The sequence below is a fragment of the Ignatzschineria larvae DSM 13226 genome, from assembly GCF_038500265.1.
Classification (GTDB): domain Bacteria; phylum Pseudomonadota; class Gammaproteobacteria; order Cardiobacteriales; family Wohlfahrtiimonadaceae; genus Ignatzschineria; species Ignatzschineria larvae.
In genome coordinates this window covers 1496848-1520000 of sequence record NZ_CP150637.1, presented here as the reverse complement: position 1 = coordinate 1520000, position 23153 = coordinate 1496848, and the positions used below count along the sequence as shown (strand labels likewise).

Sequence of the window (23153 nt, the reverse complement as noted above, 5' to 3'; positions counted from 1 at the left end):
ACCATCCTCCAAGGCTAAATACTCGTAATCGACCGATAGTGAACAAGTACCGTGAGGGAAAGGTGAAAAGAACCCCTGTGAGGGGAGTGAAATAGAATCTGAAACCGTGTACGTACAAGCAGTGGGAGCCCTTTTTAGGGTGACTGCGTACCTTTTGTATAATGGGTCAACGACTTACATTCTGTGGCAAGCTTAACCGAATAGGGTAGGCGTAGGGAAACCGAGTCTTAATAGGGCGAATAGTCGCAGGGTGTAGACCCGAAACCAGGCGATCTACCCATGGCCAGGCTGAAAGTTAGGTAACACTGACTGGAGGGCCGAACTCACATCTGTTGCAATAGATGGGGATGAGCTGTGGGTCGGAGTGAAAGGCTAATCAAGCTTGGAGATAGCTGGTTCTCCCCGAAAGCTATTTAGGTAGCGCCTCATGTAATTTACTTCCGGGGGTAGAGCACTGTTTCGGCTAGGGGGTCATCCCGACTTACCAACCCGATGCAAACTCCGAATACCGGAAAGTATTATCATGGGAGACACACAGTGGGTGCTAACATCCATTGTGGAGAGGGAAACAACCCAGACCGCCAGCTAAGGTCCCCAAATTATCGCTCAGTGGTAAACGATGTGGGAAGGCATAGACAGCTAGGATGTTGGCTTAGAAGCAGCCATCATTTAAAGAAAGCGTAATAGCTCACTAGTCGAGTCGGCCTGCGCGGAAGATTTAGCGGGGCTCAAGCGATATACCGAAGCTGCGGATGTGTATTTTAAAATATATGTGGTAGGGGAGCGTTCTGTAAGCCTGTGAAGATGGACTCGTAAGAGCCGTTGGAGGTATCAGAAGTGCGAATGTTGACATAAGTAACGTTAATGCGAGTGAAAGACTCGCACGCCGAAAGACCAAGGTTTCCTGTTCAACGTTAATCGGAGCAGGGTGAGTCGGCCCCTAAGACGAGGCAGAGATGCGTAGTCGATGGGAATCAGGTTAATATTCCTGAACTCTCGTATCATGCGATGGAGGGACGGAGAAAGCTAGACCAGCTGGTGATTGGTATGCCAGTGTAAGCAGGTAGGTAGAGATCTTAGGCAAATCCGGGATCTTAATACTGAGACGTGAATGCGAGGAGCTTACGAGCTCCGGAGTGGTTGATGCTATGCTTCCAAGAAAAGCTTCTAAGCAATAGTGATATGAGAACCGTACCCCAAACCGACACTGGTGGTTGGGATGAGAATTCTAAGGCGCTTGAGAGAACTCGGGTGAAGGAACTCGGCAAAATCGTACCGTAACTTCGGGAGAAGGTACACCTTCCTAGGTGAATGCTTTACGCAGTAAGCTCTGGAAGGTCGCAGTGAAAAGCTGGCTGCAACTGTTTATCAAAAACACAGGACTCTGCAAACACGAAAGTGGACGTATAGGGTCTGACGCCTGCCCGGTGCTGGAAGGTTAATTGATGGGGTTAGCGTAAGCGAAGCTCTTGATCGAAGCCCCAGTAAACGGCGGCCGTAACTATAACGGTCCTAAGGTAGCGAAATTCCTTGTCGGGTAAGTTCCGACCTGCACGAATGGCGCAATGACGGCCAGGCTGTCTCCACCCGAGACTCAGTGAAATTGAAATCGCCGTGAAGATGCGGTGTACCCGCGGCAAGACGGAAAGACCCCGTGAACCTTTACTATAGCTTTACAGTGGATTTTGAATCTTTTTGTGCAGGATAGGTGGGAGGCTTTGAAGCAGCGACGCTAGTTGTTGTGGAGCCATCCTTGAAATACCACCCTGAAAGATTTGGACTTCTAACTTAGGCCCATGATCTGGGCTAAGGACATTGTATGGTGGGTAGTTTGACTGGGGCGGTCTCCTCCGAAAGAGTAACGGAGGAGTACGAAGGTACCCTCAGCCCGGTCGGAAATCGGGCTTATGAGTGCAAAAGCAAAAGGGTGCTTGACTGCGAGACAGACACGTCGAGCAGGTACGAAAGTAGGTTTTAGTGATCCGGTGGTTCTGTATGGAAAGGCCATCGCTCAACGGATAAAAGGTACTCCGGGGATAACAGGCTGATTCCGCCCAAGAGTTCATATCGACGGCGGAGTTTGGCACCTCGATGTCGACTCATCACATCCTGGGGCTGTAGTCGGTCCCAAGGGTATGGCTGTTCGCCATTTAAAGTGGTACGCGAGTTGGGTTCAGAACGTCGTGAGACAGTTCGGTCCCTATCTGCCGTGGGCGTTGGAAATTTGAGAGGAGCTGCTTCTAGTACGAGAGGACCGAAGTGGACGTATCTCTGGTGTTCCGGTTGTCATGCCAATGGCATAGCCGGGTAGCTACATACGGACGGGATAACCGCTGAAAGCATCTAAGCGGGAAGCCTTCCTCAAGATAAGATTTCCCTAGGGGTTTAACCCCTCTGAAGGTCCGTCGAAGACTACGACGTTGATAGGTTGGGTGTGTAAGTGCAGTAATGCATTGAGCTTACCAATACTAATTGACCGTGAGGCTTGACCATATAATAGGTCTTAGACAATTTGTCTTACAATGAGACATGAACGTTTCCAAAGTTAAAACGAAGAATACAGTCTACTTGCTGTTACTAACCAACTAATCAAATTTATTCGTGAGTGGAGTATTTAATACTTCAAACACAAACCAGTTTTCCTGGAGACAATAGCGCTATGGAACCACCTGATCCCGTCCCGAACTCAGAAGTGAAACGTAGCAGCGCCGATGGTAGTGTGGGAGTTCCCATGTGAGAGTAGGTCATTTCCAGGGCTTAATACAGAAACCCCTAGTTCAGTGAACTAGGGGTTTTTCTTTTATAGCAAATTTATACAACACTAAGGGTGAAGTGTTATAGTTATAAGCAATCTATTTGATGATTTTATTCATGCTTGATAAATATCAATGAATCTTTTATGTAATACTTTAATGTAAAAAGATAGGGGAAGTAGTAGTGAATTATAATGAAGCAAAATTATTTGTAGCAGATATTTGCGCAAAGGGTAAGGAGAATATTGGACAATTAGATTTATATAGCTATATATTATGTAATGAATTGCAAGCAGTGATTAATATGATCACAACCTTAGAAGGGTATGAGAGAGAAGAGGCTCATAGTTGGGAATATGGCTATCTTTTAGGTCAAGCAATAGGTACTCTTGATACTTCTGATGCTTGGCTTATTTATTTTGGTCAAGTAATGGGGGCAAGCGGTATCGATCTCCAAAATATATATGAAATTTTGAATCAAAAGTTAATAACATTGCACCCTGAATAGTGACATATTAGAGGACAGAACTGGTGAGCCAAATTTCTCAGAATATCGCTGTGTTGATCGATGCCGATAATACATCTCATGCACTAATAGGGGCTATTTTAAAAGAAGTTGCCAAATATGGAACACCTTATGTTAAGCAAGTCTATGGTGACTGGAGTTCCCCAGCTCTTAAAAATTGGAAAGAAAAATGTCTGAGCTATGGATTAGTTGCAATTCAGCAATTTTCTTATACCACTAATAAAAATGCTACAGATATAGCCATAGTCATTGACGCTATGGATTTACTACATAGTCAGCAATTTGATGCTTTCTGTATTGTTTCGAGTGATAGTGATTTTACAGGATTAGTATCTAGAATTCGTCAGAATGGTATTAAGGTTTATGGAATAGGTAAGCAATCTGCTACGGAAGCTTTTCGAAAATCTTGTGATAAATATATTTTTATTGATAATTTATTGATGAGAGAACCAATAGATAATGGCAACAAATCTGCTAATGCAGATAATAAAGAGGTTTGGGATCAAATATCTTTGAGGTCAGATTTGTCATTATTAAAATTGATTCGTAATGCTATTAAAGAACATGATCAAGATACAGGATGGGCAACTTTAGGAATTGTCGGAACTTATATTAATAAAGTAAATCCTGAATTTGATTCTCGAAATTATGGCTATTCAAAATTATCGGAACTGATTGACGCGATCGGCCTGTTTAAATTGGCGGCGCAAAAAAATACTCTTCGTATTGCTTGCGAGTTGCCTAAGAGTGAATTAAAGAAAGTGCGACAAATTATTAAAATGCATAGCTATGACGAGAAAGATGAAAACTCGTTAAATAAAAATCTAATAGGGAGGGCCTTTAAAGAGAGGGGTATTCATTATAAAGAGGCTTTTGGTTGTAATTCTTTGACTTCTTTTTTAGAGAAAATTTATAAATAGTTGATTTTATAGATCTCTAGATATATTAACATGATTATTCATTTATAGATAAACATATTATAAACTATATATTATTAATAATTTTTGTAGTATTATATATTTTACTAAAGTTATATAGTCATATAAATATCATCTAGTTATCCTGTTTATGTGGCTCGATGGGATATTGTTTAGAGTTAAATATATTTATTCAATCTTGGAGAGTATTATGAGCAACAAGAGTGATACATCACTTGAAAAAAAATCACAGTGGAAACGTATAGCGCAGGAGATGTTAGCGCAAGCAGGAATAGAGATTAATGGCTCTAATCCTTATGATCTACAAATACATAATGAAAATTTTTATCAGCGTGTCTTGCAAGAAGGATCTATAGGATTAGGCGAAAGCTACATGGATGAGTGGTGGGATTGTGAACGATTAGACCTCTTTTTTACCCGTGTCTTAAGCGCTAAACTTGATCAGAAGCTCCCCAAAAATTGGCGTGATATAGCTCGTATTATTATAGCTCGTATTTGGAATTTGCAAACTAAGAGTCGAGCTTGGATTGTGGGTAAAGAACATTATGACTTAGGAAATGATCTTTTTTCTAGAATGCTAGATCCTTATATGCAATATTCTTGTGGATACTGGGCGAAAGCTACCACTTTAGAAGAGGCACAACAAGCTAAATTAGATTTGATCTGCCGTAAACTAGATTTAAAGCCCGGCATGCGCTTATTGGATATAGGTTGTGGTTGGGGTGGATTATCTGCTTATGCAGCAACACACTACGGTGTATCTGTTACCGGAGTGACAGTCTCCAAAGAACAACAGAAATTAGCACAAGAGCGTTGCCGAGATTTAGACGTAAAGATATTGCTACAAGATTATCGTGATCTTGATGATCAATTTGATCGTATCGTTTCGGTCGGGATGTTTGAGCATGTTGGTCCTAAAAATTATTCTGAATATTTTGATGTTGTACGTAAAAATATTAAGGAAGATGGTCTGTTTCTACTGCATACCATAGGTTCTAATTATAACAAGATCAATGTTGATCCTTGGATCGAAAAGTATATTTTCCCTAATGGTATTTTGCCATCAATCCAAGGAATTGCGAATGCAAGTCAAAGTAAGTTTATAATGGAGGATTGGCATAATTTTGGTGCAGATTATGATCGAACCTTAATGGCATGGTATGAGCGATTTGTGAATGTTTGGCCAGAAATTGAGAATAATTACACACCAAGATTCAAACGCATGTTTAGCTACTATCTTCTTGCTTGCGCGGGTGCATTTAGAGCTCGTGATATTCAATTGTGGCAAATTCTTTGGAGCCCAAATGGTGTTGATGGTGGTATTAGAGTCCCTCGTTAATCTATCAAACTTTAAGTTAAGCTAATTCATAAAAGATAATCCCCTAATATTGATCTATAAAATTATTAGGGGAATCTTTATTATAGTTCTATGTCAATAACAATATAGAGACAAGAAATAGTCATTTAGATTATGAGAATCCATTAAATTATGCTGTGATTTTTTCTGCTTGGAGCGATGACATCTTTTTAAGAATAAAGTTCAGGAGTAGGCCGTAAAGCGGGAGGAAGAAGATAGCACAAATCAATAATTTAAACGCATAATCCACGAGAGCAATTTCCTGCCAATTAGCCGCCATAAATGGATCATCGCTTTGATAAAATGCAATGAAGAAGAAAACGATTGTGTCTATAAAGTTACCGGCAATTGCCGCTGCACTGGGCGCAACCCACCAACGGTGATTTCTGCGAAGATAACTAAAAACAGTAATGTCCATTAATTGTCCCACAAGATATCCAGCAAAACTAGCAAGTGCAATTCGTGCGACAAAAAGATTGAAAGTTGATAGCTCATTAAAACCTAGCCATTCGCCTTTGAAAAAGATCACTGAGATAACATAGGAGATAATAAGTGCCGGAATCATCACGACAAAAATAATGCGGCGTGCAAGTGAAGCGCCAAATACTCTAATGGTTAAATCTGTGGTGAGGAAGATGAAGGGGAATGTGAAAGCGCCCCAAGTAGTATGAAATCCGAATATGGTGAAGGGAAGTTGTACAAGATAGTTGCTCGAAGCAATAATCAGAATATGAAAGAAAGAGAGCTGATAGAGCGCTCGTCGTCTCTCCGCTTGCGTAAATTGATACATAAATTTTAATTCCTTAGTTTTTTTGCGTGGGAGGTTCTCGAACCACGAGGTGCTGTATTGTAGCCTAAAGTGGAGTAATAAAAAAGCCGCAATAGTATGCGGCAATTAGACAAATAATTTGTAGTTATTTACACGATATCCATAACCTATCTCGAGTTATTTAACTATTGGCTCTAATATTTGACATCATTGACCACATCATTAATATTCTTATGATCCTTTTCTGTAAGGATGTAGTCTGTCACTTTGATGTTCCATTTTTCATCTTTACACTGCAGACCTTGTAGATTGCAACCATCTACAGAGTAAGTTGCAATTCCTAATGAACCAAAATTATTGGTAAATTCTGCGTGTGAAGATGGGCGTAAAATAACTTGAATAAATTCATACCCTTTTGCTTCATAAGACTGAGCCGCTAATTTTAATGTGGCTTCTCTATCACTTTTAGTAACAGCCTCCGGTGCATAGATATCGACAACAATCGCTTTTTTATCGTTATCTGTAATTGGTGTCTCTTTTATAGTGGTAATCTCTGCTGCATGTAGTGATGATAAGAAGGAGAGTGCTAATATTGTTAACAAACTTTTTTTCATGACTAAAATCTATCCTCATATTTTTTGATAAATTGATATTGCGGCTAAAAAATGGAACGTATAAATTAGAAAAAGCCTTAATACTTTTAATTCTAATAAGTTATTTTTTGTTCATATTTGTCATATAATAATATACTTTCCCTTTTTTGTCTCTGAAAGAATGTTTGTTTTGGGTGTAGTACCGTTTTTAATAAGAATACTGTGAATATATATTTATTTAGGTACAGATAATCTCTTTTCTATCGCATTTTGTAACGCAATAATTTCTTGCGTAATAGCTGGAAATTGCGAGATAATTGGCACTGGTCTAATGGTTATTGGATTATTATATTGTAGGGAGTTTGCTAATACTTCAAAGAGATAGATTAGAGAAGCAATTTCCGATTCGGTCGGTATATTTCGGTGATCCACTTCGGCCGCATGCTCTAATAAAAATGCAATCTTTTCAATAGAATAGATGATCGGCCAGTAGTATTCGATTAGCGCTTTTTTAAGCGGAATTTCGCCAGAGGCAGCATCATACAGTGCTGTGAGATTTGTAACATTCGTTCGCATTTTGATAATACGATCATGGATTTGTTGGTGAGAAGAAGATGTTTCTGGAGAGAATAGAAGCAATAACATTTGAGATTGATTGCGAAGCGTGCGCATCATGATCCGCGGGATTCTAAGCGATGCAGTTCTTCTACCCATTAAAATAACGCCAATAAGGCCAATAATACTACCAATGATTACATCGATCATGCGAGCACTTGCAAAGTAAAAAGCGGAAAATTCTCCGCCGGTAATTGTTTCTGCAAGAATTAACGCATTGGGTGTAATAAAGATAATGGCAAGTCCATAATTTTTGACAATAAAAAGTTCAGTGAGCGCTGTAAATAATAGAATGGAGAGTGCCACCGCATAGCCTGAGGGGTGAAAATGGAGAATAATTGTGGCGATGATAATGCCGAGTATTGTTCCCATTGAGCGTTGCAAAGCTCTATGGAATGTAGCAATCATTGAGGAGCCAGACATCACGGCAACACAAGATAGAGGAATCCAGTAGGATCTAGTAAAGTCAAAGCTATGGGCAATAATGGTCGCAATAGAGGTGATAATACCAAATCGAATAGCGGTAAGAAAAACAAGAGAGTTACGATCAAGCGTATTGAGCAAAATCTCTTTGATTGTAATGCGTTTTTCTAGAGAAATAGGTTTCAGATTTTCGGCAGGATCATTGATGATATTCGCCATAGTCTGATAATAGTTTTGTAACGCTATGTCCGATAGCTGTGGAATGGTGAAAAGTGAGGATTTTTTGAGGTTGTTTTTTAAAGCGCTTTCAATTTGTTCAATCAATGCTAAACATTCATCGGGAAGTTTCTCTTTGTGTTCTGCATAATGACTCATAAGATAGAGAAAATACTCATTTCCTGTAATGGTTAAGTGTAATAAACGTTGATATGTTTTTGAAGGAGAACCAGGTAGTTCCCCACTCATCAATATCTCTAAAGTATCCCGTAACAAGCTCATTGTTTTATATTTTTCATCATGAAATTGATCTGTACCGATACTTGCAGTAAAGCGATGAAGTTGATGATAGGCATTACTGACAGCCTTAATCTCAGGGCGATGAGGATTAATCAAAAAACCGCTCATAGCAATTAGCCAAGAGAGAAGCGCCCCTAGTGCAACTAATCCTGCACGGAAAAAAGCCCCTTGTAGATCTGTGATAGGCATATCGGCAGTGAGGGCAAATACCATGATAAAAAAGATGGCTGAAGGACCGATAAACTTTAGTGCATTAAAGATAAAGATCATGACGGTGGCAATGAGTCCAATTAAGATGATCATTGCTATGGGGTAGGGTGCAACAATAGAGCCTAAAAAAGCACATAGTACAATCATCAACCCCACAAATAGAAGTCGTTTGGCAAGATGAGCATAGGGCAAGCGAAAGGCATACAAATAGGTGAATCCCCCTAAACCTGTCATTAGTCCATACTGAAGTTGATTAAACCACAGTCCAATAAAAATCGGTAACGACATTGCTAAAGCTGCGCCGATAGCCCTCTCCCAAGGGAATGGGCGATTATTGACGGCAATGGCGGCTTTAAATATTTGCCTAGCTTTTTGTAATCCGTTCATTTTTAATCTCTATATTTATGCTGAATAACAATATTATACGTGATTTTTAATTTTTTCTTGTGATGAATAAAAAATTAGGTTATAGATAGAAATTAGTTCAAAATAACTCTAGTTTAGTTTGGCTGATAGCAATTGATATAAGGAGGTTTTGAAAGAATATTACAACTGCCTTTTACGGAATTTAATTTGTGTCTTGCTGTTCACTTTTTCATTTAACTGGGACTTTAAAATACCATGGCAATTAATCATCAAATAGAAGCATTTATCTCTGCGCTTGCAACAGACCGGTATTATGTTTGGGATCACTTTTTGGATTCAAGTGAAATTCAAGCAATCAGAGAGGCCATCCCCGATAATGAACTACATGAAGCACGTATCGGCCATAAAGATACTTTACAAAATAATAAAGCGATTCGAGGCGATCAGACATTGTGGTTAGATACGAAAATGGCGCCGCCTATTCAAGATTACCTTGTGAAAATGGATGAAATCCGACAGATTTTGAATAGAGAGTTTTTTTTAGGTTTGAAAGATTTTGAAACGCATTTTGCTCGTTATGAGCCTGGTACTTACTATAAAATGCATATCGACAATCCTAAAGGAGTAAGTCGAAGAAAGGTGACGACGGTACTCTATCTCAATGAAGATTGGAAACCTGGCGATGGTGGTGAGTTAGAGGTCTATAATTTGGCACAAGAGAAGATACTCACTGTAGAACCGATTGCCGGGCGCATTATCTTTTTCTTATCAGAAGATTTTCCGCATGAAGTTACTACGACAAATGTGGTGCGGGATAGTATTACAGGTTGGTATCTCACAGAAAAACTGTTGTAACCATTGAATAAGCCTATTGTCTATTCTTTAGAAGAAAGGGAGCATTCCAAGGGATTTTGCGGTACAATATTGCACAAATTTTTAGATCAATCTCTCTAGGTTAAAGCAAGGAAATGTAACGAATTGCAGTGTTTGATAATCACTTGTTTTTCAAATTAAAATTTTGCATTTAACCATACTAATAAAGGTGAAAATGAGTTTCACCATTTAAAGGTTTCCTTATGAAATTACTTCACGATAGAATTATTCAAGATGGCTTAGCTTTTGATGATGGTACATTAAAAGTCGATAGCTTTATCAATCATCAAATGGATCCTATTTTAATGAAATCCATTGCGGTTGAGTTTGTTCGCCGTTTTGCTAATTTACCTATCAATAAAATTATTACGATTGAAGCAAGTGGTATTGCACCGGCAATTATGCTCGGTTATCTACTTGAATTACCTGTTGTTTTTGTGAAAAAGAAAACCCCAAAAACAATGGAGAAGATGTATCTCTCGTCGGTTTACTCTTACACTAAAGATCGTACTTATGATGTCTGTGTCAGTGAAGAGTATCTCTCTAAGGAAGATAACGTCCTCTTTATTGATGACTTTTTAGCAAATGGCAATGCGGCATTAGGTGTGAAATCGCTCATTGATCAAGCGGGTGCTACGCTCTATGGCATGGGCTTTATCATTGAAAAGAGTTTCCAAGAGGGCCGGGATCGCTTGCTAGCGGAGGGTATTAATATCCAATCTCTAGCGCGTATCTCTTCACTTGCCGGCGGTAAAGTGCAATTTGCAGCAGAACCTTAAAGTTTGATGATATAGAAATATTGATATAATTCGCGAATCCCAATCGCTACAGTGATAAAACCTATAGTGGTAAGTAGGGACTCGCAAAATTAGAGTAAAATCCGGCGCATTTGCGATCTCTTATGGGTAGGAATACATTATGAGGGGGCAAATGCGTATTTGTTTAAGGTCGTGGTTAATTAGGGAAGGGATGCAGATTAGATTAAAAGAGATCGATCTGTTGATCTTTAGAAGGGCAATATGGATATATTATTGATAACGCTTAATGCACGTTATGCTCACGCTTCATTAGGGCTTCGTTATCTCAAGGCGAATCTCTATGAATTAGAAGATCGGGCAGAAATTTTAGAATTTACGATTCAGCAGAATCGGGAGTCAATGCTTGAAGAGATTCATAAGAGATCCCCTAAAATCGTCTCTTTTGGTCTTTATATCTGGAATTTTAATGAAACAACGGCTCTTATTCAGGATTTACGGGCATTAATGCCGGACTTAATTATCAATATTGGTGGGCCGGAAGTCTCTTATGAATATGAAACAATCGCTATTTTTCCATTAGTGGATTACCTCATTACCGGTTGGGGAGATGTTAGTTTTTATCAATTAGCCAAATCGATTCTATTAGAGGGGAAACCTTGGCCAACGAAGGTTATTAAAGGGGTAGAGCCCCCGTTAGAAGAGATTAAATTACCTTATTATCTCTATAATGAGGAAGATATCGCCCATAGAACGGTCTATATTGAAGCTTCTCGAGGTTGTCCCTTTAAGTGCGAATTTTGTCTCTCGAGTTTAGATAAGACGGCGTGGCGCTTTCCTTTAGAGCCTTTTTTGGAAGCGATGGAGGATCTCTATCGAAGGGGCTTGCGGCAATTTAAGTTTGTTGATCGCACATTTAATCTAAAGAAAGATTTTACTTTAGCGATTTTAGATTTCTTCCTTGATAAAATTGCTGATAATCCCGAAGAGCCACTATTTTTACATTTTGAGTTGGTACCGGATTACCTTTCAGATGAACTTAAAGCGAAAATTTTAGAGTTCCCGGATGGATCACTGCAATTTGAAATTGGTATTCAAACCTTAAATACGACAACTCAGCAGTTAATCTCTCGGCGAACAAATCTGCCGGTTGCTAAGGAGAATATCTCTTGGCTCTCGAAAAATACTGATGTGCATCTGCACGTAGATCTTATTGTAGGATTACCTGATGAGGATTTAACGAGTTTTGCACAAGGATTTGATGAGCTCTGGTCGTGGGAGCCTCAAGAGATTCAAGTAGGTATCTTAAAGCGGTTAAAAGGTGTACCGATTATCCGTCATAGTCAGGAATTTGAATATCGTTTTAGCCAAGTGCCACCTTATTCCATTTTGCAAAATAGAGATATGCCATTTACAACTGTAATGGAGATGGAACGTTTTGCTAAGTTTTGGGATAGTGTCGCTAACTCTGGCCGTTTTAAAGCGATTTTACCTATTATTTTAGAGAGTCAACCTTTCAAACATTTTAGCGCGCTATCGCAATCACTTTATCAAGCGTTTGGCCGCAGCTATGGTATTGCGTTAGATCGACTTTTTAGGGCAATTTTTGATCATTTAGTAAATGAGCGAGCATTGCCGGAAGAAGTTGTGCGAGAGGCGATGCGTGAGGATTTTCTACGTACCGGTATTAAAGGTTGGCCTAAATATTTAGGTGATCGTCCCGATGCTTTATTATTTGCACAAGAAACGCCGGCGGAACAAGCGGCAAAGCAAGCATTACCACAAAGACAACGACAACATCGCACTGGATAGAACGGCTTCCTTGCCTCGATCAGCCGATGTGCCGGCATTTAGATAAGCTTATTTTGAACCGATCTTGTTATAATGAGATATTCAATCAAGGGGTAACTCAATCGGAGAATCGGTGTAGAGCATTGAGCGATTTAAACTTTTAAACGGTTGTAATTGCCACTGTTCTTTTTTGGCTAATGATTGAAGGGATTCCCATTTTTCATCTGTGGGTTTAGGGATAAAGAGGCAAGCCCCCGTGCCGGTAATATAGGGAGATAATTCAACCGCTTCAAGTTTTGTCATAATGGTTTGCATAACTGGATAATGCGCAAAGATAGCGGGCAAACAATCATTGATAGCACGGTCTTCTGTAAAATATTGCTCGGTAAAAAGAGGGCTATTGCGAATTAGATGCGGGCTTTCGAAGATTTCTTTGGTACTAATATGAATGCCGGGATTGATCAGAATAAAATCAGACTCAGGAGGTTCAATCGGTGTTAATTGCTCGCCAATCCCCTCAGCCCAAGCACTTTTGCCATAAATAAAGATTGGCACATCTGCGCCGAGTTGTTTGCCAATTTGAATAAGCTCGTCTGTGGTAAGGTAGAGTTCCCACAATTGATTGAGCACAACTAGAGTCGTTGCGGCATTAGAGCTTCCCCCACCAATGCCGGCACCCATAGGTAGATGCTTAATAAGATCAACCGTGACCCCTTTCTCAATTTGGCTATATTCTTGCAGGGCAATCATAGCGCGATAGATCAAATCTTCCTCAAGCGGGAAAAGTTCGTGATCATAATCGAAATGAATCTCACCAGTATCATTGACCTGAAAACCAATTTCATCATAGAGATTGGTAAATTGAAAAATGGTTTGTAAATAATGATAGCCATTCGCTTCTTGTCGAATAATACGAAGCATACGATTGATCTTTGCCGGAGAAGGGAAGTAGAGCATAGTAGAGATCCTATAATTCTATAACAAGTTTTCTAGATTGTGTCGCTATCGATATGATAATGAGAGATATGCATTACAGTATGCATTGTTTAATGGATAATCCAATTATCAATCAGGAAGCGTAAACGAATATCATTACCGCGCGTTAAAGTCATTTTAAGGGGAAGTTGCATACCATTTTTCTCAATCCATTCCTGGTAACTAACTGTCCAGCCATCTTCTTTAAATTGTTTAGGGAGACCTTTATCGTCGAATACAACCTTAGTATCCGGGTGAGTTGTCTTACCTTTGATCCATTGTTGAGAACCTGATACAGGCCAATCAACGCCGGTGAGGTTCGCAAAAAGACGATCAGGGTTTTTATCTTTGAAAGTTTCTTCATCAATAGTAATACTGGTTTCTTGATCATCAATGGCAATATCGACGCGACCTTGTGCGAAAGGGCCTTGAATAATGATATTAATAGCTTCATTTTTAGCCTGTTCAATCGCAAAGCTCACCTGACCACTTTGAGTGGGGTGCTTTATGGCTGTTCGACCAAATACTTTATAACTTTCAGCATCTTCTATTGTTTCGTAGATAGGGACAGTACAGGCTGATATCAGTAGAGCAAGTGAAAAAGGAATAATTTTTAGTCGTTTCATAGTTTTTTTTACAAAATTTGATAGAATTGTTTGCGTTATTTTAAGAGACGGATAAGTTGCTAGTTTATAATAAATGTATAAATTCTGTTGCTTATTCTACACTTTGAAATTGATTATAGACAGAAGTCTAGGTGAGTAAAAAAAACTCAATGCTTTCTAAAAAATCGCTAGACAAATTATAAAAGATGTCTATAATAGTTGTTCTTCAGATGGGCTATAGCCAAGCGGTAAGGCAGCGGGTTTTGATCCCGCCATCCCCAGGTTCGAATCCTGGTAGCCCAGCCAAATTTATAAAGGTATTGCACTGTAATTGAGTTGATTATGTCAAAGAAAAGATTACAATTCGTGGCAATACCTTTTTTCTATTTTAATCCCCCCACTTTACTTTATTTAATAGAGGATTCTTTGTAATGAGCAGCAAAGACCAGATGATGGTGTTTACCGGAAACGCCAATCCAGAGTTAGCTAAGAAGATTGTTAAACATTTAGGGCTTGAATTAGGAGATGCGACTGTTGGCCGCTTCTCAGATGGAGAAGTAATGATCTCTATCAATGAAAATGTACGGGGGAAAGATGTCTTCTTTGTACAGCCTACCTGTTTCCCAACAAATGATAACTTAATGGAGCTTCTGGTTGCGTGTGATGCGCTTCGTAGAGCATCTGCAGGTCGTATTACGGCGGTCATTCCTTATTATGGTTATTCGCGTCAAGATCGTCGTCCTCGTTCAGCGCGCGTACCGATCTCTGCTAAAGTTGTGGCGAATATGATTACAAGCGTGGGTTGTGACCGCGTATTAACAATCGATCTTCACGCTGATCAAATTCAAGGTTTCTTTGAAATTCCTGTAGATAATATCTATGCTTCATCTGTTATTCAAGCAGATATTATGAAGCACGATGCTTCTAATATTACGGTTGTTTCTCCTGATGTAGGGGGTGTACTTCGTGCGCGTTCTGTTGCAAAACAGATTCCCGGCGCAGATTTAGTGATTATCGATAAACGTCGTCCTGCGCCGAATGTATCTGAAGTGATGAATATTATTGGCGAGGTTAATGGTCGTGATTGTATCATCGTTGATGATATCGTTGATACGGCAGGGACTTTAGGCGCAGCTGCTCAAGTATTGAAAGAGCGTGGAGCTAAAACAGTTAAAGCTTACTGTACACATCCGATCTTCTCAGGTAAAGCAATCTCTAATATCGATAATTCAGGTTTAGATGAGATGATTGTGACAGATACAATTCCTCTTCGTGAAGAAGCTAGAAATTGTGCAAAAATTCGTGTGCTTTCTATTTCTGATATTATCGCGAATACAATTCAACGCATTCATGAAGAAGAGTCTGTAAGTACCCTTTTTACCCATGAATAGTTGTTTATATTAGAGTTTTGTTGATTAACGACAAGTTCTAATAAATAGAGATCAAAAATATTCTAGACGTATATTCCTGAAAGGGATATACGTTTTTTGTTATGACATTTTTGAGTTCTGGCAGAAGCAGTGTAGTAATGGAAGAAAAACCATTGTGGTACTGATTTTTTTGTTGAGAATCCCCGCAATTAGACAGTCTATGATATCCTATCTTTCTTAGAATTATATGATCATACAATGACTAAAAAGGAGTTCTTATGACTCGACGTGTATTTTGTGTCAAATTGCAAAAAGAAGCAGATGGTATGCCAAGACAGATGTATCCTGGTGAATTAGGTAAACAAATATTTGAGAATGTCTCTAACGAGGCTTGGCAACAATGGCTTAGAGCACAAACTATCTTAATTAATGAATATCGTATTAATCCGCTTGATCCTAAATCTCGAGAATTCTTAGAGCAACAGATGCATGATTTCTTTTTCGGAAGTGGTGCAGAAGTGCCAGAGGCATTTGAGCCGGAATAATGAATTTGTGATTTAGAAAAAAGTAATAAAACCTTGACCTAACTATTAAAACAGGTTAAGGTTTTTTTATGACTACGAAAAATAACACCTTACTACAACTACGACTTATTCTGCTGTAACCGCAATGGTTGCAGCGTAAATTAGCTTTTGTTCATTAAAAGCGTGTAAATAGCAGTTCAATTATCTAAGCGTTAATACAGTTTAAATACAATTTACATTTTAAGTCTTACTAGGTGTTGTGATGCAATATATTTCCCTATTCTTACTAGATGCTAGCCGATTCCGACGTTTAATTGAAATAATTAGTTATGGTTATTTTCAAGTTGTTATTCGTCAATATAAAATATTACGTTGGCATGTATTTACCTATACATTGCGACTTTATTTCAGAATATAAATGAGATTAATCACAAAAAACTATGTAATCTCGGGCATCATATGACAATATTTCACATTTTATTGCTTAAAATAGACAGTAGTTGAGCCAAAAATGAGATGAAGTTATTTTGAAGTGATTTATCCGTAACTACGAGCAGCTAAAATAAAATATTCATTAAGATTTAAAAAGATTTTAAAAAAGATAATAACACTGAGTTTAAAGAGGAAATAACACAATGATCACTAATCCTGAAGTTAAATATCAACGATTTGAGGCTCCTAATTATCAAAATCGAACCTGGCCTAATAAAGAGATTACGAAAGTTCCTCGTTGGTTGAGTTCTGACCTTCGTGATGGCAATCAATCACTCATTGAGCCGATGAATGTGGAGAAGAAGCTTCGGATGTTTGATCTTCTGATTGAGTGTGGTTTTAAGGAGATTGAAGTAGGGTTTCCTTCCGCTTCAGAAACAGAATTTAATTTTGTTCGTAAGCTCATTGAAGAAGGGCGTATTCCGGATGATGTGACGATTCAAGTTTTAACACAAGCTAGACAAGATCTGATTACGAAGACATTTGAATCCTTGAAAGGTGCGAAAAAAGCCATTGTTCATTATTACAATGCGGTTTCACCGACTTTTAGACGAGTAGTCTTTAAGATGGAGAAGCCTGAAATTAAAGCGCTTGCTGTAAAAGGTGGTGAGATGATTAAGGCAGAGTCATTGAAGTACCCTGATACTGAATGGTTTTTTGAGTACTCACCTGAGATCTTCTCTGATGCGGAGCTTCCTTTCTCTTTAGAGGTTTGTGAAGCAGTTTGTGAAGTCTTTAAACCCACGCCTCAAAAACCACTCATTTTGAATCTTCCTGCAACGGTAGAGGTTTCTACACCTAATGTATATGCCGATCAAGTCGAATGGTTCTGCGATCATATTAGTTGCCGGGATTCTGTTGTGATTAGTGCGCATGTTCATAATGATAGAGGTTGTGCAGTTGCGGCAACAGAGTTAGCATTAATGGCTGGCGCAGATCGTGTAGAGGGTTGTCTTTTTGGTCATGGTGAGCGTACAGGAAATGTGGATCTTGTCACTGTAGCATTGAATATGTATTCTCAAGGGCTTCATCCGGGGCTTGATTTTAGTAAGATTAACACCGTTGTCAGAGAAGTGGAATATTGTACCGATCTTCCGGTTCATCCTCGCCATCCCTACGCAGGTGAATTGGTCTTTACAGCTTTCTCGGGCTCTCATCAGGATGCAATTCGAAAAGGGCTTGCTGATATGAAAGAGAACCCGGATCAATATTGGCGTGTTCCTTACTTGCCGATTGATCCATTTGACTTAGGTCGTTCTTATGAGGCAGTTATTCGAGTGAACAGTCAATCAGGGAAAGGGGGCGTGGCTTATCTATTGGAAGAAGATCATGGTATTGAATTACCACGTCGTTTACAGATTGAATTTAGTAAGGTTGCTCAGCTCTTTGCCGATAGAGAAGGTGTTGAACTGACTTCTGAGCGTTTATACAGCATCTTTGAATCAGAATACCTGAATGCAACACCGGCTATAGAGATCTTAATGCCGATCGATATCGAAGAAGATTCTGATGGTAATACGCATATGCAGTTGAAATTGAAAACAGCGGGTGGAGAAAAATCTTTAGATGCGAAAGGTAATGGACCTATCGCAGCATTTGTCCATGGTATTAATGAGATCTTTGGTTGGAATGTTGACGTTGTGGATTATAATGAACATTCAAGAAGCCAAGGATCTACAGCGGAAGCGGTTTCTTATGTAGAATTGCAGATTGAAAATAGAACACTCTTTGGTGCTGCAACTCATGTGAATACTTCTCGCTCATCGTTAAAAGCGGTCGTCTCTGCGATTAATCGTGCAATTGCACAAGGCTTTTTAAGCATGTAATGATTATAGAATCAGGATAGTTACTATACTGAGGTCATTTCTTTCGAGAAATGACCTTTTTATTAGGATTTAATACTGTTTATGGAGGGCTTGTAGTATAGTAATGTCGGTTCAAAATAAGCATTATTTAAATGCCGGCGCATCGGTTGTAATAAGTAAGGAAGCCGTTCTATCCGGCATCTTGCAAGTGTTGTTTTGCACTGTTTTATGTTTTTTAAAATCTCGCAATAGCTGATGAAAATCATTTTTTATTAAATCAAATTTATTATAAATAGGTAACTCGCAGCTATAATAAATATATTTAAAATAGCAAATAAATGATTCAATATAAATATATGTAAATTTAATATTATTAATATGCAGATATAAATAATATATAGTGTATATAATTATAATACTCTATGTTGAAAGTCGCCTATTTTCAATGGGTTTGAAGCTATAAGACTGCAGGTTCTTTATTCGATAGGGGCGTACTTAAGTCTATTTCTAGGATATTTATTCAACAAGTGATGCAATAAAATGGTAGAATCTTTAAATCTTAAAGCAAATTAAGCGTATGGAGTTATACAATCAAATTTTGGATTGTATCAAGTTCATATTCGTGAACGATCATTTTCATTGACTATTAGAAAGAAAAATACGTTATGACAAATTTATTTACCTCTGAATCAGTTTCTGAAGGACATCCGGATAAGGTTGCAGATCAGATTTCTGATGCCGTTCTTGATGCAATTATCAAGCAAGACAAAAATGCGCGTGTAGCTTGCGAAACGTTAGTTAAAACCGGTGTTGCCATTGTTGCTGGTGAAGTTAGTACTAATGCGTGGGTAGATTTAGAAGATTTAGTCCGCCATGTGATTACTGATATTGGTTATGATTCCTCAAAAGTAGGATTTGATGGTAAGACCTGTGGTGTTCTTAACATCATTGGTAAACAGAGTAGTGAGATTGCCCAAGGGGTTGATCGACAATTACCTGAAGAACAAGGTGCCGGTGATCAAGGCTTAATGTTTGGTTATGCTTCTAATGAAACAGACGTGTTAATGCCTGCGCCAATTACTTTTGCACATCGTTTGATGGAGTGCCAATCTGAAGCACGTAAAAGCCGTCAGTTGTCCTGGCTTCGCCCAGATGCAAAGAGTCAGGTTACATTGGCTTATAATAATGATGGTTCTATTTCCCACATTGATGCTGTAGTCTTATCAACACAGCACGATGAGGAAGTGAAAGCGAAAGATCTTGAAGAGGCTGTCATGGAGCTGATTATCAAGAAAACATTGCCGGCAGAATGGTTAACTAAAGAAACTAAGTATCATATCAATCCAACCGGAAGTTTCACTATTGGTGGACCTGTGGGGGATTGTGGTTTAACAGGGCGTAAAATTATCGTCGATACTTACGGGGGTATGGCGCGTCATGGTGGTGGCGCCTTCTCTGGGAAAGATCCCTCTAAAGTAGACCGTTCAGCCGCCTATGCAGGTCGTTATGTTGCTAAAAATATCGTAGCAGCAGGGCTTGCGGATAAATGTGAGATTCAAGTATCCTATGCAATTGGTGTCGCGGAGCCAACGTCGATCTCTATCACAACATTTGGCACGAATAAAGTCCCTGAGGCATTAATAGAAGAACTTGTGCGTAAGCATTTTGATCTTCGTCCTTATGGGATTGTGAAGATGCTTGATCTTCTACATCCGATTTATCTACCAACCGCAAGCTATGGCCATTTTGGTCGCAACCCTTATGAGATTACTTATAAAGATAGTAATGATCAATTGGTGAAAGCGACGGCATTTAGTTGGGAGAAAACGGATAAGGCAGAGCTTCTTCGTGCAGAGGCAGGATTACCGCTCTAAGTTATTTAAGTTAGATGATGCTATTATTGAGTAATCTTTTAGATTAAAAGCGCTAAATAACAGCAAGTTGAGCAAATTAAAAGCAGTAGACAATTCGATTATTCTTGACTTTAAAATGGAAAAAGCTAGAATAATCCGTTGTCTTAGTATGAATTTGATGCTCGCATTAAAAACTTTTTAATTGCGAGTGTTGTCACTTATATAAAATTAAAGGAATTAAGCATGAAACGTACATTTCAACCAAGTTTAATCAAAAGAAAACGTAATCATGGATTCCGTGCACGTATGGCAACTAAAAACGGTCGTAAAGTAATCAACCGTCGCCGTGCTCGTGGACGTGCGCGTTTATCAGCATAATAAAGTATAGAGTCTATATACAGATTCAAGGCGCTTGTTATTGATTAAATAATAGGCGCTTTTTTATTTTTACCGTTTGAATAGTGTTCTACTGTTTAAGTTTTTATGGATATAAATGATATGAAGTATGGTGATAATGGATAGTTTTCGATTTGAACGAACAAAGCGGCTTTTAACCGCAAAGGATTATCAAATTGTCTTTGCTTCAAATCAATCTTTTAAAGATCGAGATTTCTTGATTTTAGTTCGAAAACAGCTATTATCAGAGCATATTGAAATATCATCGGATATAACGTTGGGGGTTCCAAGATTAGGATTGGCTGTTTCTAAAAAGAACTTTAAAAGAGCGGTGGATCGAAATCTTATAAAACGCGTTATTCGAGAATCTTTTCGCTTACATCAACAGGCGTTGATGGGACTTGATATAGTCGTGATGAGCCGAGCAACAACAAATGTTCAAGACTCAAAGCGCTTACATCAATCACTCGCACATCATTGGGGGCAGATTATAAAAGCGACCCAAGATCGAGCAAATTAGTCAGAGTGGGCGAGGATGGATATTCTTAAACCACTCAAGTTATCTAAGAATGTGGGACAGAGATCAATTAAGTGGGTAAAATATGCAAATCATCTTAATTTGGCTCATAAAAGGCTATAAACTCTTTTTGAGTCCGCTTGTGGGGAATCAATGTCGGTTTGAACCTACATGCTCAACTTATGCGCTAGAAGCCATTACGCGCTATGGTGCAATCAAGGGGAGCTGGTTGACAATCAAACGCCTTGTTCGTTGTCAGCCACTTTGCAAAGGAGGAGAAGATCCTGTACCTTAGATCTTCTCTATTCATGTTTAACGTTAATTAAAGAAACAATTTATGCAGAATAATCAGCAGCGTCTTTTTCTCTTATTGATTTTAGCTGGCATTATCTATTTTCTCTACACGAAATGGGATGCTTATAAGAATCCAACACCCGTTGTTGAAACAGAACAAGTTGTCACAACTAATCAAGCAGATGGTTCAAGTGCTGTACCGAGACTTGGTTCATCGCACTCTGAAGGGCAGCATGTCGCAAATCTTGACGACTACATTACGGTTGTAACAGATCTCTATGAAGTCAAAATTGCAAAACAAGGTGGGGATATCATTGAAGCTGGGCTTCTTAAATACCCTGAAAGTTTAGAAGCACAAGATGTTCCTTTTAAAATTCTTGATAACTCACCCAAATTATTCCAAGTAGCCCAAACAGGTCTACTTGCAGAGAGTGAGAATGGTTCAGTGCTTCATACGGATAGCTATTTTACTTCAGGTGCAGACCATTATGAGATGGCTGAAGGGGATGATTCTCTTATTGTGCCGCTTACTTACGTTGATCCCGAAACTAATTTAGCAGTGACAAAAGTATATGAGTTTAATCGTGATCATTATACGATTGGCTTCTCACAACAAGTGGAAAACCGCTCAAGTCAAGATTGGGTAGGTCGTGAGTATCGTCAAATAGCAACTAAAAAACCGCATAATCCTAAGGGTAGTGCAATAGGTGCTTCAAGCTTTGACGGTAGTGTATTCTCATTGCCACATAATGATTATAAGTATGAAAAACTTGCTTATGAGAAGATGACGACTGTTGAGCGTGGATTTAACTCAGAAGGTCGAGAAGTGACCCGTCATAATCCTAAAACTTTTGAAGGTGATGCGGGCTGGATTGCGATGATTCAGCAATACTTCGTAGCCGCTTCGGTAGCAGGTAAAGATAAAGAAGCGACAAAGCAGACGCAAAATATTATTCAAACTTTCCAAATTGGTGATTATAAAGATATTTCGCAAAATACTTATGTCATCAGCATGATGAATAAGAATCCTGTGACTATCAAACCCGGTGAGTCTTATAACTTTGAAAGTCGTTACTTTATGGGGCCAAAGCTTAAAGAGCAACTAGAAGAGACAGCAGATTACTTAGATTTAACGCTTGATTATGGTTGGTTTAGTCCGATTTCTGAATTAATGCTCTGGATTTTGAAATTCTTCCATTCATTTATTGGTAACTGGGGTTGGTCAATTATTCTCCTAACCTTAACGGTTAAGCTAGCACTCTTCTACTTTGCAAATAAAGGTTATACCTCAATGGCGAAGATGCGTGCAGTGGCACCGAAGCTTGCTTTGATTAAAGAGGAGTATGGGGATAATCGTCAGAAACAATCTGAAGAGATGATGAAGCTCTATCGTAAAGAGAAGATCAATCCTCTAGGTGGTTGTTGGCCGATCATTATTCAGATCCCTGTCTTTATTGCACTATTCTGGATGTTGATGGAGAGCGTTGAGTTACGTCAAGCGCCTTGGATTCTCTGGATTAAAGATCTCTCATTAAGAGACCCATACTTTATCCTGCCTGTGATTATGGGTGTTACGATGTTCTTCCAACAACGTCTAAATCCTGCACCGACAGATCCGATGCAGCAGAAAGTAATGAAATGGTTACCGGTAGTCTTTACCTTTATGTTTATGTGGTTTGCAGCAGGTATCGTTCTTTACTGGATTACCAATAACTTACTCACGATTCTTCAACAATCGTTCATTATGAAACGTGTTGAACGTGATATTAATAAACATAATCACAATTAAGAGCTTGAGATATGCTTACTACCTTTCGACAGAGATCGAGTAGCGAGA

The 23153-nt window shown here is 38.9% G+C and carries 19 protein-coding genes, 1 tRNA gene, 2 rRNA genes and 1 riboswitch (1 of these 23 running past the window's edge); of the genes, 17 read left to right on the top strand and 5 right to left on the bottom strand.

Annotation, left to right across the window (positions count from 1 at the left end):
- The 5 genes from WMO13_RS06185 to cfa all read left to right on the top strand — a co-directional run.
- Positions 1-2493, top strand: a 23S ribosomal RNA gene (locus tag WMO13_RS06185) (it extends 419 nt beyond the left edge of the window).
- Between the two features lie 148 nt (positions 2494-2641).
- Positions 2642-2756 (top strand): 5S ribosomal RNA (gene rrf, locus WMO13_RS06180).
- Positions 2757-2937: 181 nt separating this feature from the next.
- Positions 2938-3261: a hypothetical protein gene (locus WMO13_RS06175; RefSeq protein ID WP_026878676.1), complete on the top strand. Its 324-nt coding sequence runs from the start codon at positions 2938-2940 to the stop codon at positions 3259-3261.
- A gap of 23 nt (positions 3262-3284) precedes the next feature.
- On the top strand, positions 3285-4199 hold the full coding sequence (locus WMO13_RS06170; protein ID WP_026878675.1) for an NYN domain-containing protein: 915 nt from the start codon (positions 3285-3287) through the stop codon (positions 4197-4199).
- A 208-nt stretch (positions 4200-4407) separates the two neighbouring features.
- A complete protein-coding gene (cfa, locus tag WMO13_RS06165; RefSeq protein WP_026878674.1) occupies positions 4408-5556 on the top strand; it encodes a cyclopropane fatty acyl phospholipid synthase in 1149 nt (382 codons plus the stop codon).
- A gap of 148 nt (positions 5557-5704) precedes the next feature.
- Here cfa and WMO13_RS06160 read toward each other — a convergent pair whose 3' ends face one another.
- From WMO13_RS06160 to WMO13_RS06150, 3 genes are all read right to left on the bottom strand, one after another.
- Positions 5705-6364, bottom strand: a complete 660-nt coding sequence (locus tag WMO13_RS06160; RefSeq protein WP_026878673.1) for a 7-cyano-7-deazaguanine/7-aminomethyl-7-deazaguanine transporter — start codon at positions 6362-6364, stop codon at positions 5705-5707.
- A 7-nt stretch (positions 6365-6371) separates the two neighbouring features.
- Positions 6372-6416, bottom strand: a riboswitch (PreQ1 riboswitch).
- 121 nt (positions 6417-6537) lie between these two features.
- Positions 6538-6957 carry a hypothetical protein gene (locus WMO13_RS06155; protein ID WP_026878672.1) on the bottom strand — a complete coding sequence of 140 codons (420 nt, stop codon included), beginning with the start codon at positions 6955-6957 and terminating at the stop codon, positions 6538-6540.
- 213 nt (positions 6958-7170) lie between these two features.
- Positions 7171-9087, bottom strand: a complete 1917-nt coding sequence (locus WMO13_RS06150; protein ID WP_026878671.1) for an FUSC family protein — start codon at positions 9085-9087, stop codon at positions 7171-7173.
- A 234-nt stretch (positions 9088-9321) separates the two neighbouring features.
- On the opposite strand from WMO13_RS06150, the gene WMO13_RS06145 reads away from it, so the two are divergent.
- From WMO13_RS06145 to WMO13_RS06135, 3 genes are all read left to right on the top strand, one after another.
- The gene (locus tag WMO13_RS06145) at positions 9322-9921 is read left to right on the top strand and encodes a 2OG-Fe(II) oxygenase (RefSeq protein ID WP_026878670.1); all 600 of its coding nucleotides are present in this window, start codon (positions 9322-9324) and stop codon (positions 9919-9921) included.
- 221 nt (positions 9922-10142) lie between these two features.
- Positions 10143-10718: a xanthine phosphoribosyltransferase gene (gene xpt / locus WMO13_RS06140; protein ID WP_026878669.1), complete on the top strand. Its 576-nt coding sequence runs from the start codon at positions 10143-10145 to the stop codon at positions 10716-10718.
- Positions 10719-10958: 240 nt separating this feature from the next.
- A complete protein-coding gene (locus WMO13_RS06135; RefSeq protein WP_026878668.1) occupies positions 10959-12506 on the top strand; it encodes a B12-binding domain-containing radical SAM protein in 1548 nt (515 codons plus the stop codon).
- Positions 12507-12587: 81 nt separating this feature from the next.
- Here the strand turns inward: WMO13_RS06135 and ispE are convergent, their stop codons facing one another.
- Together ispE and lolB are read right to left on the bottom strand one after the other, a co-directional pair.
- Positions 12588-13442, bottom strand: coding sequence for a 4-(cytidine 5'-diphospho)-2-C-methyl-D-erythritol kinase (ispE, locus tag WMO13_RS06130; protein WP_026878667.1), 855 nt, complete (start codon positions 13440-13442; stop codon positions 12588-12590).
- A gap of 89 nt (positions 13443-13531) precedes the next feature.
- A complete protein-coding gene (gene lolB, locus WMO13_RS06125) occupies positions 13532-14086 on the bottom strand; it encodes a lipoprotein insertase outer membrane protein LolB (protein ID WP_084331458.1) in 555 nt (184 codons plus the stop codon).
- Between the two features lie 210 nt (positions 14087-14296).
- On the opposite strand from lolB, the gene WMO13_RS06120 reads away from it, so the two are divergent.
- The 9 genes from WMO13_RS06120 (at position 14297) to yidC (ending at position 23105) form a co-directional block, all read left to right on the top strand.
- Positions 14297-14371 (top strand) — tRNA-Gln (locus tag WMO13_RS06120).
- A gap of 125 nt (positions 14372-14496) precedes the next feature.
- Positions 14497-15456: a ribose-phosphate pyrophosphokinase gene (locus tag WMO13_RS06115; RefSeq protein WP_034855488.1), complete on the top strand. Its 960-nt coding sequence runs from the start codon at positions 14497-14499 to the stop codon at positions 15454-15456.
- Between the two features lie 257 nt (positions 15457-15713).
- Entirely contained in the window at positions 15714-15980 is a 267-nt protein-coding gene (locus tag WMO13_RS06110; RefSeq protein WP_026878664.1) for an oxidative damage protection protein, read from the top strand.
- A gap of 614 nt (positions 15981-16594) precedes the next feature.
- Entirely contained in the window at positions 16595-18277 is a 1683-nt protein-coding gene (gene leuA, locus WMO13_RS06105; RefSeq protein WP_026878663.1) for a 2-isopropylmalate synthase, read from the top strand.
- 644 nt (positions 18278-18921) lie between these two features.
- Positions 18922-20130, top strand: coding sequence for a methionine adenosyltransferase (gene metK / locus WMO13_RS06100; protein WP_026878662.1), 1209 nt, complete (start codon positions 18922-18924; stop codon positions 20128-20130).
- 222 nt (positions 20131-20352) lie between these two features.
- Complete coding sequence (gene rpmH, locus WMO13_RS06095) at positions 20353-20487, top strand: 50S ribosomal protein L34 (protein ID WP_026878661.1); 135 nt, start codon at positions 20353-20355, stop codon at positions 20485-20487.
- A 136-nt stretch (positions 20488-20623) separates the two neighbouring features.
- The gene (rnpA, locus tag WMO13_RS06090) at positions 20624-21025 is read left to right on the top strand and encodes a ribonuclease P protein component (RefSeq protein WP_026878660.1); all 402 of its coding nucleotides are present in this window, start codon (positions 20624-20626) and stop codon (positions 21023-21025) included.
- Between the two features lie 82 nt (positions 21026-21107).
- The gene (gene yidD / locus WMO13_RS06085; RefSeq protein WP_026878659.1) at positions 21108-21317 is read left to right on the top strand and encodes a membrane protein insertion efficiency factor YidD; all 210 of its coding nucleotides are present in this window, start codon (positions 21108-21110) and stop codon (positions 21315-21317) included.
- A gap of 42 nt (positions 21318-21359) precedes the next feature.
- Positions 21360-23105: a membrane protein insertase YidC gene (gene yidC / locus WMO13_RS06080; protein ID WP_026878658.1), complete on the top strand. Its 1746-nt coding sequence runs from the start codon at positions 21360-21362 to the stop codon at positions 23103-23105.
- The last annotated feature ends 48 nt before the right edge of the window (positions 23106-23153 follow it).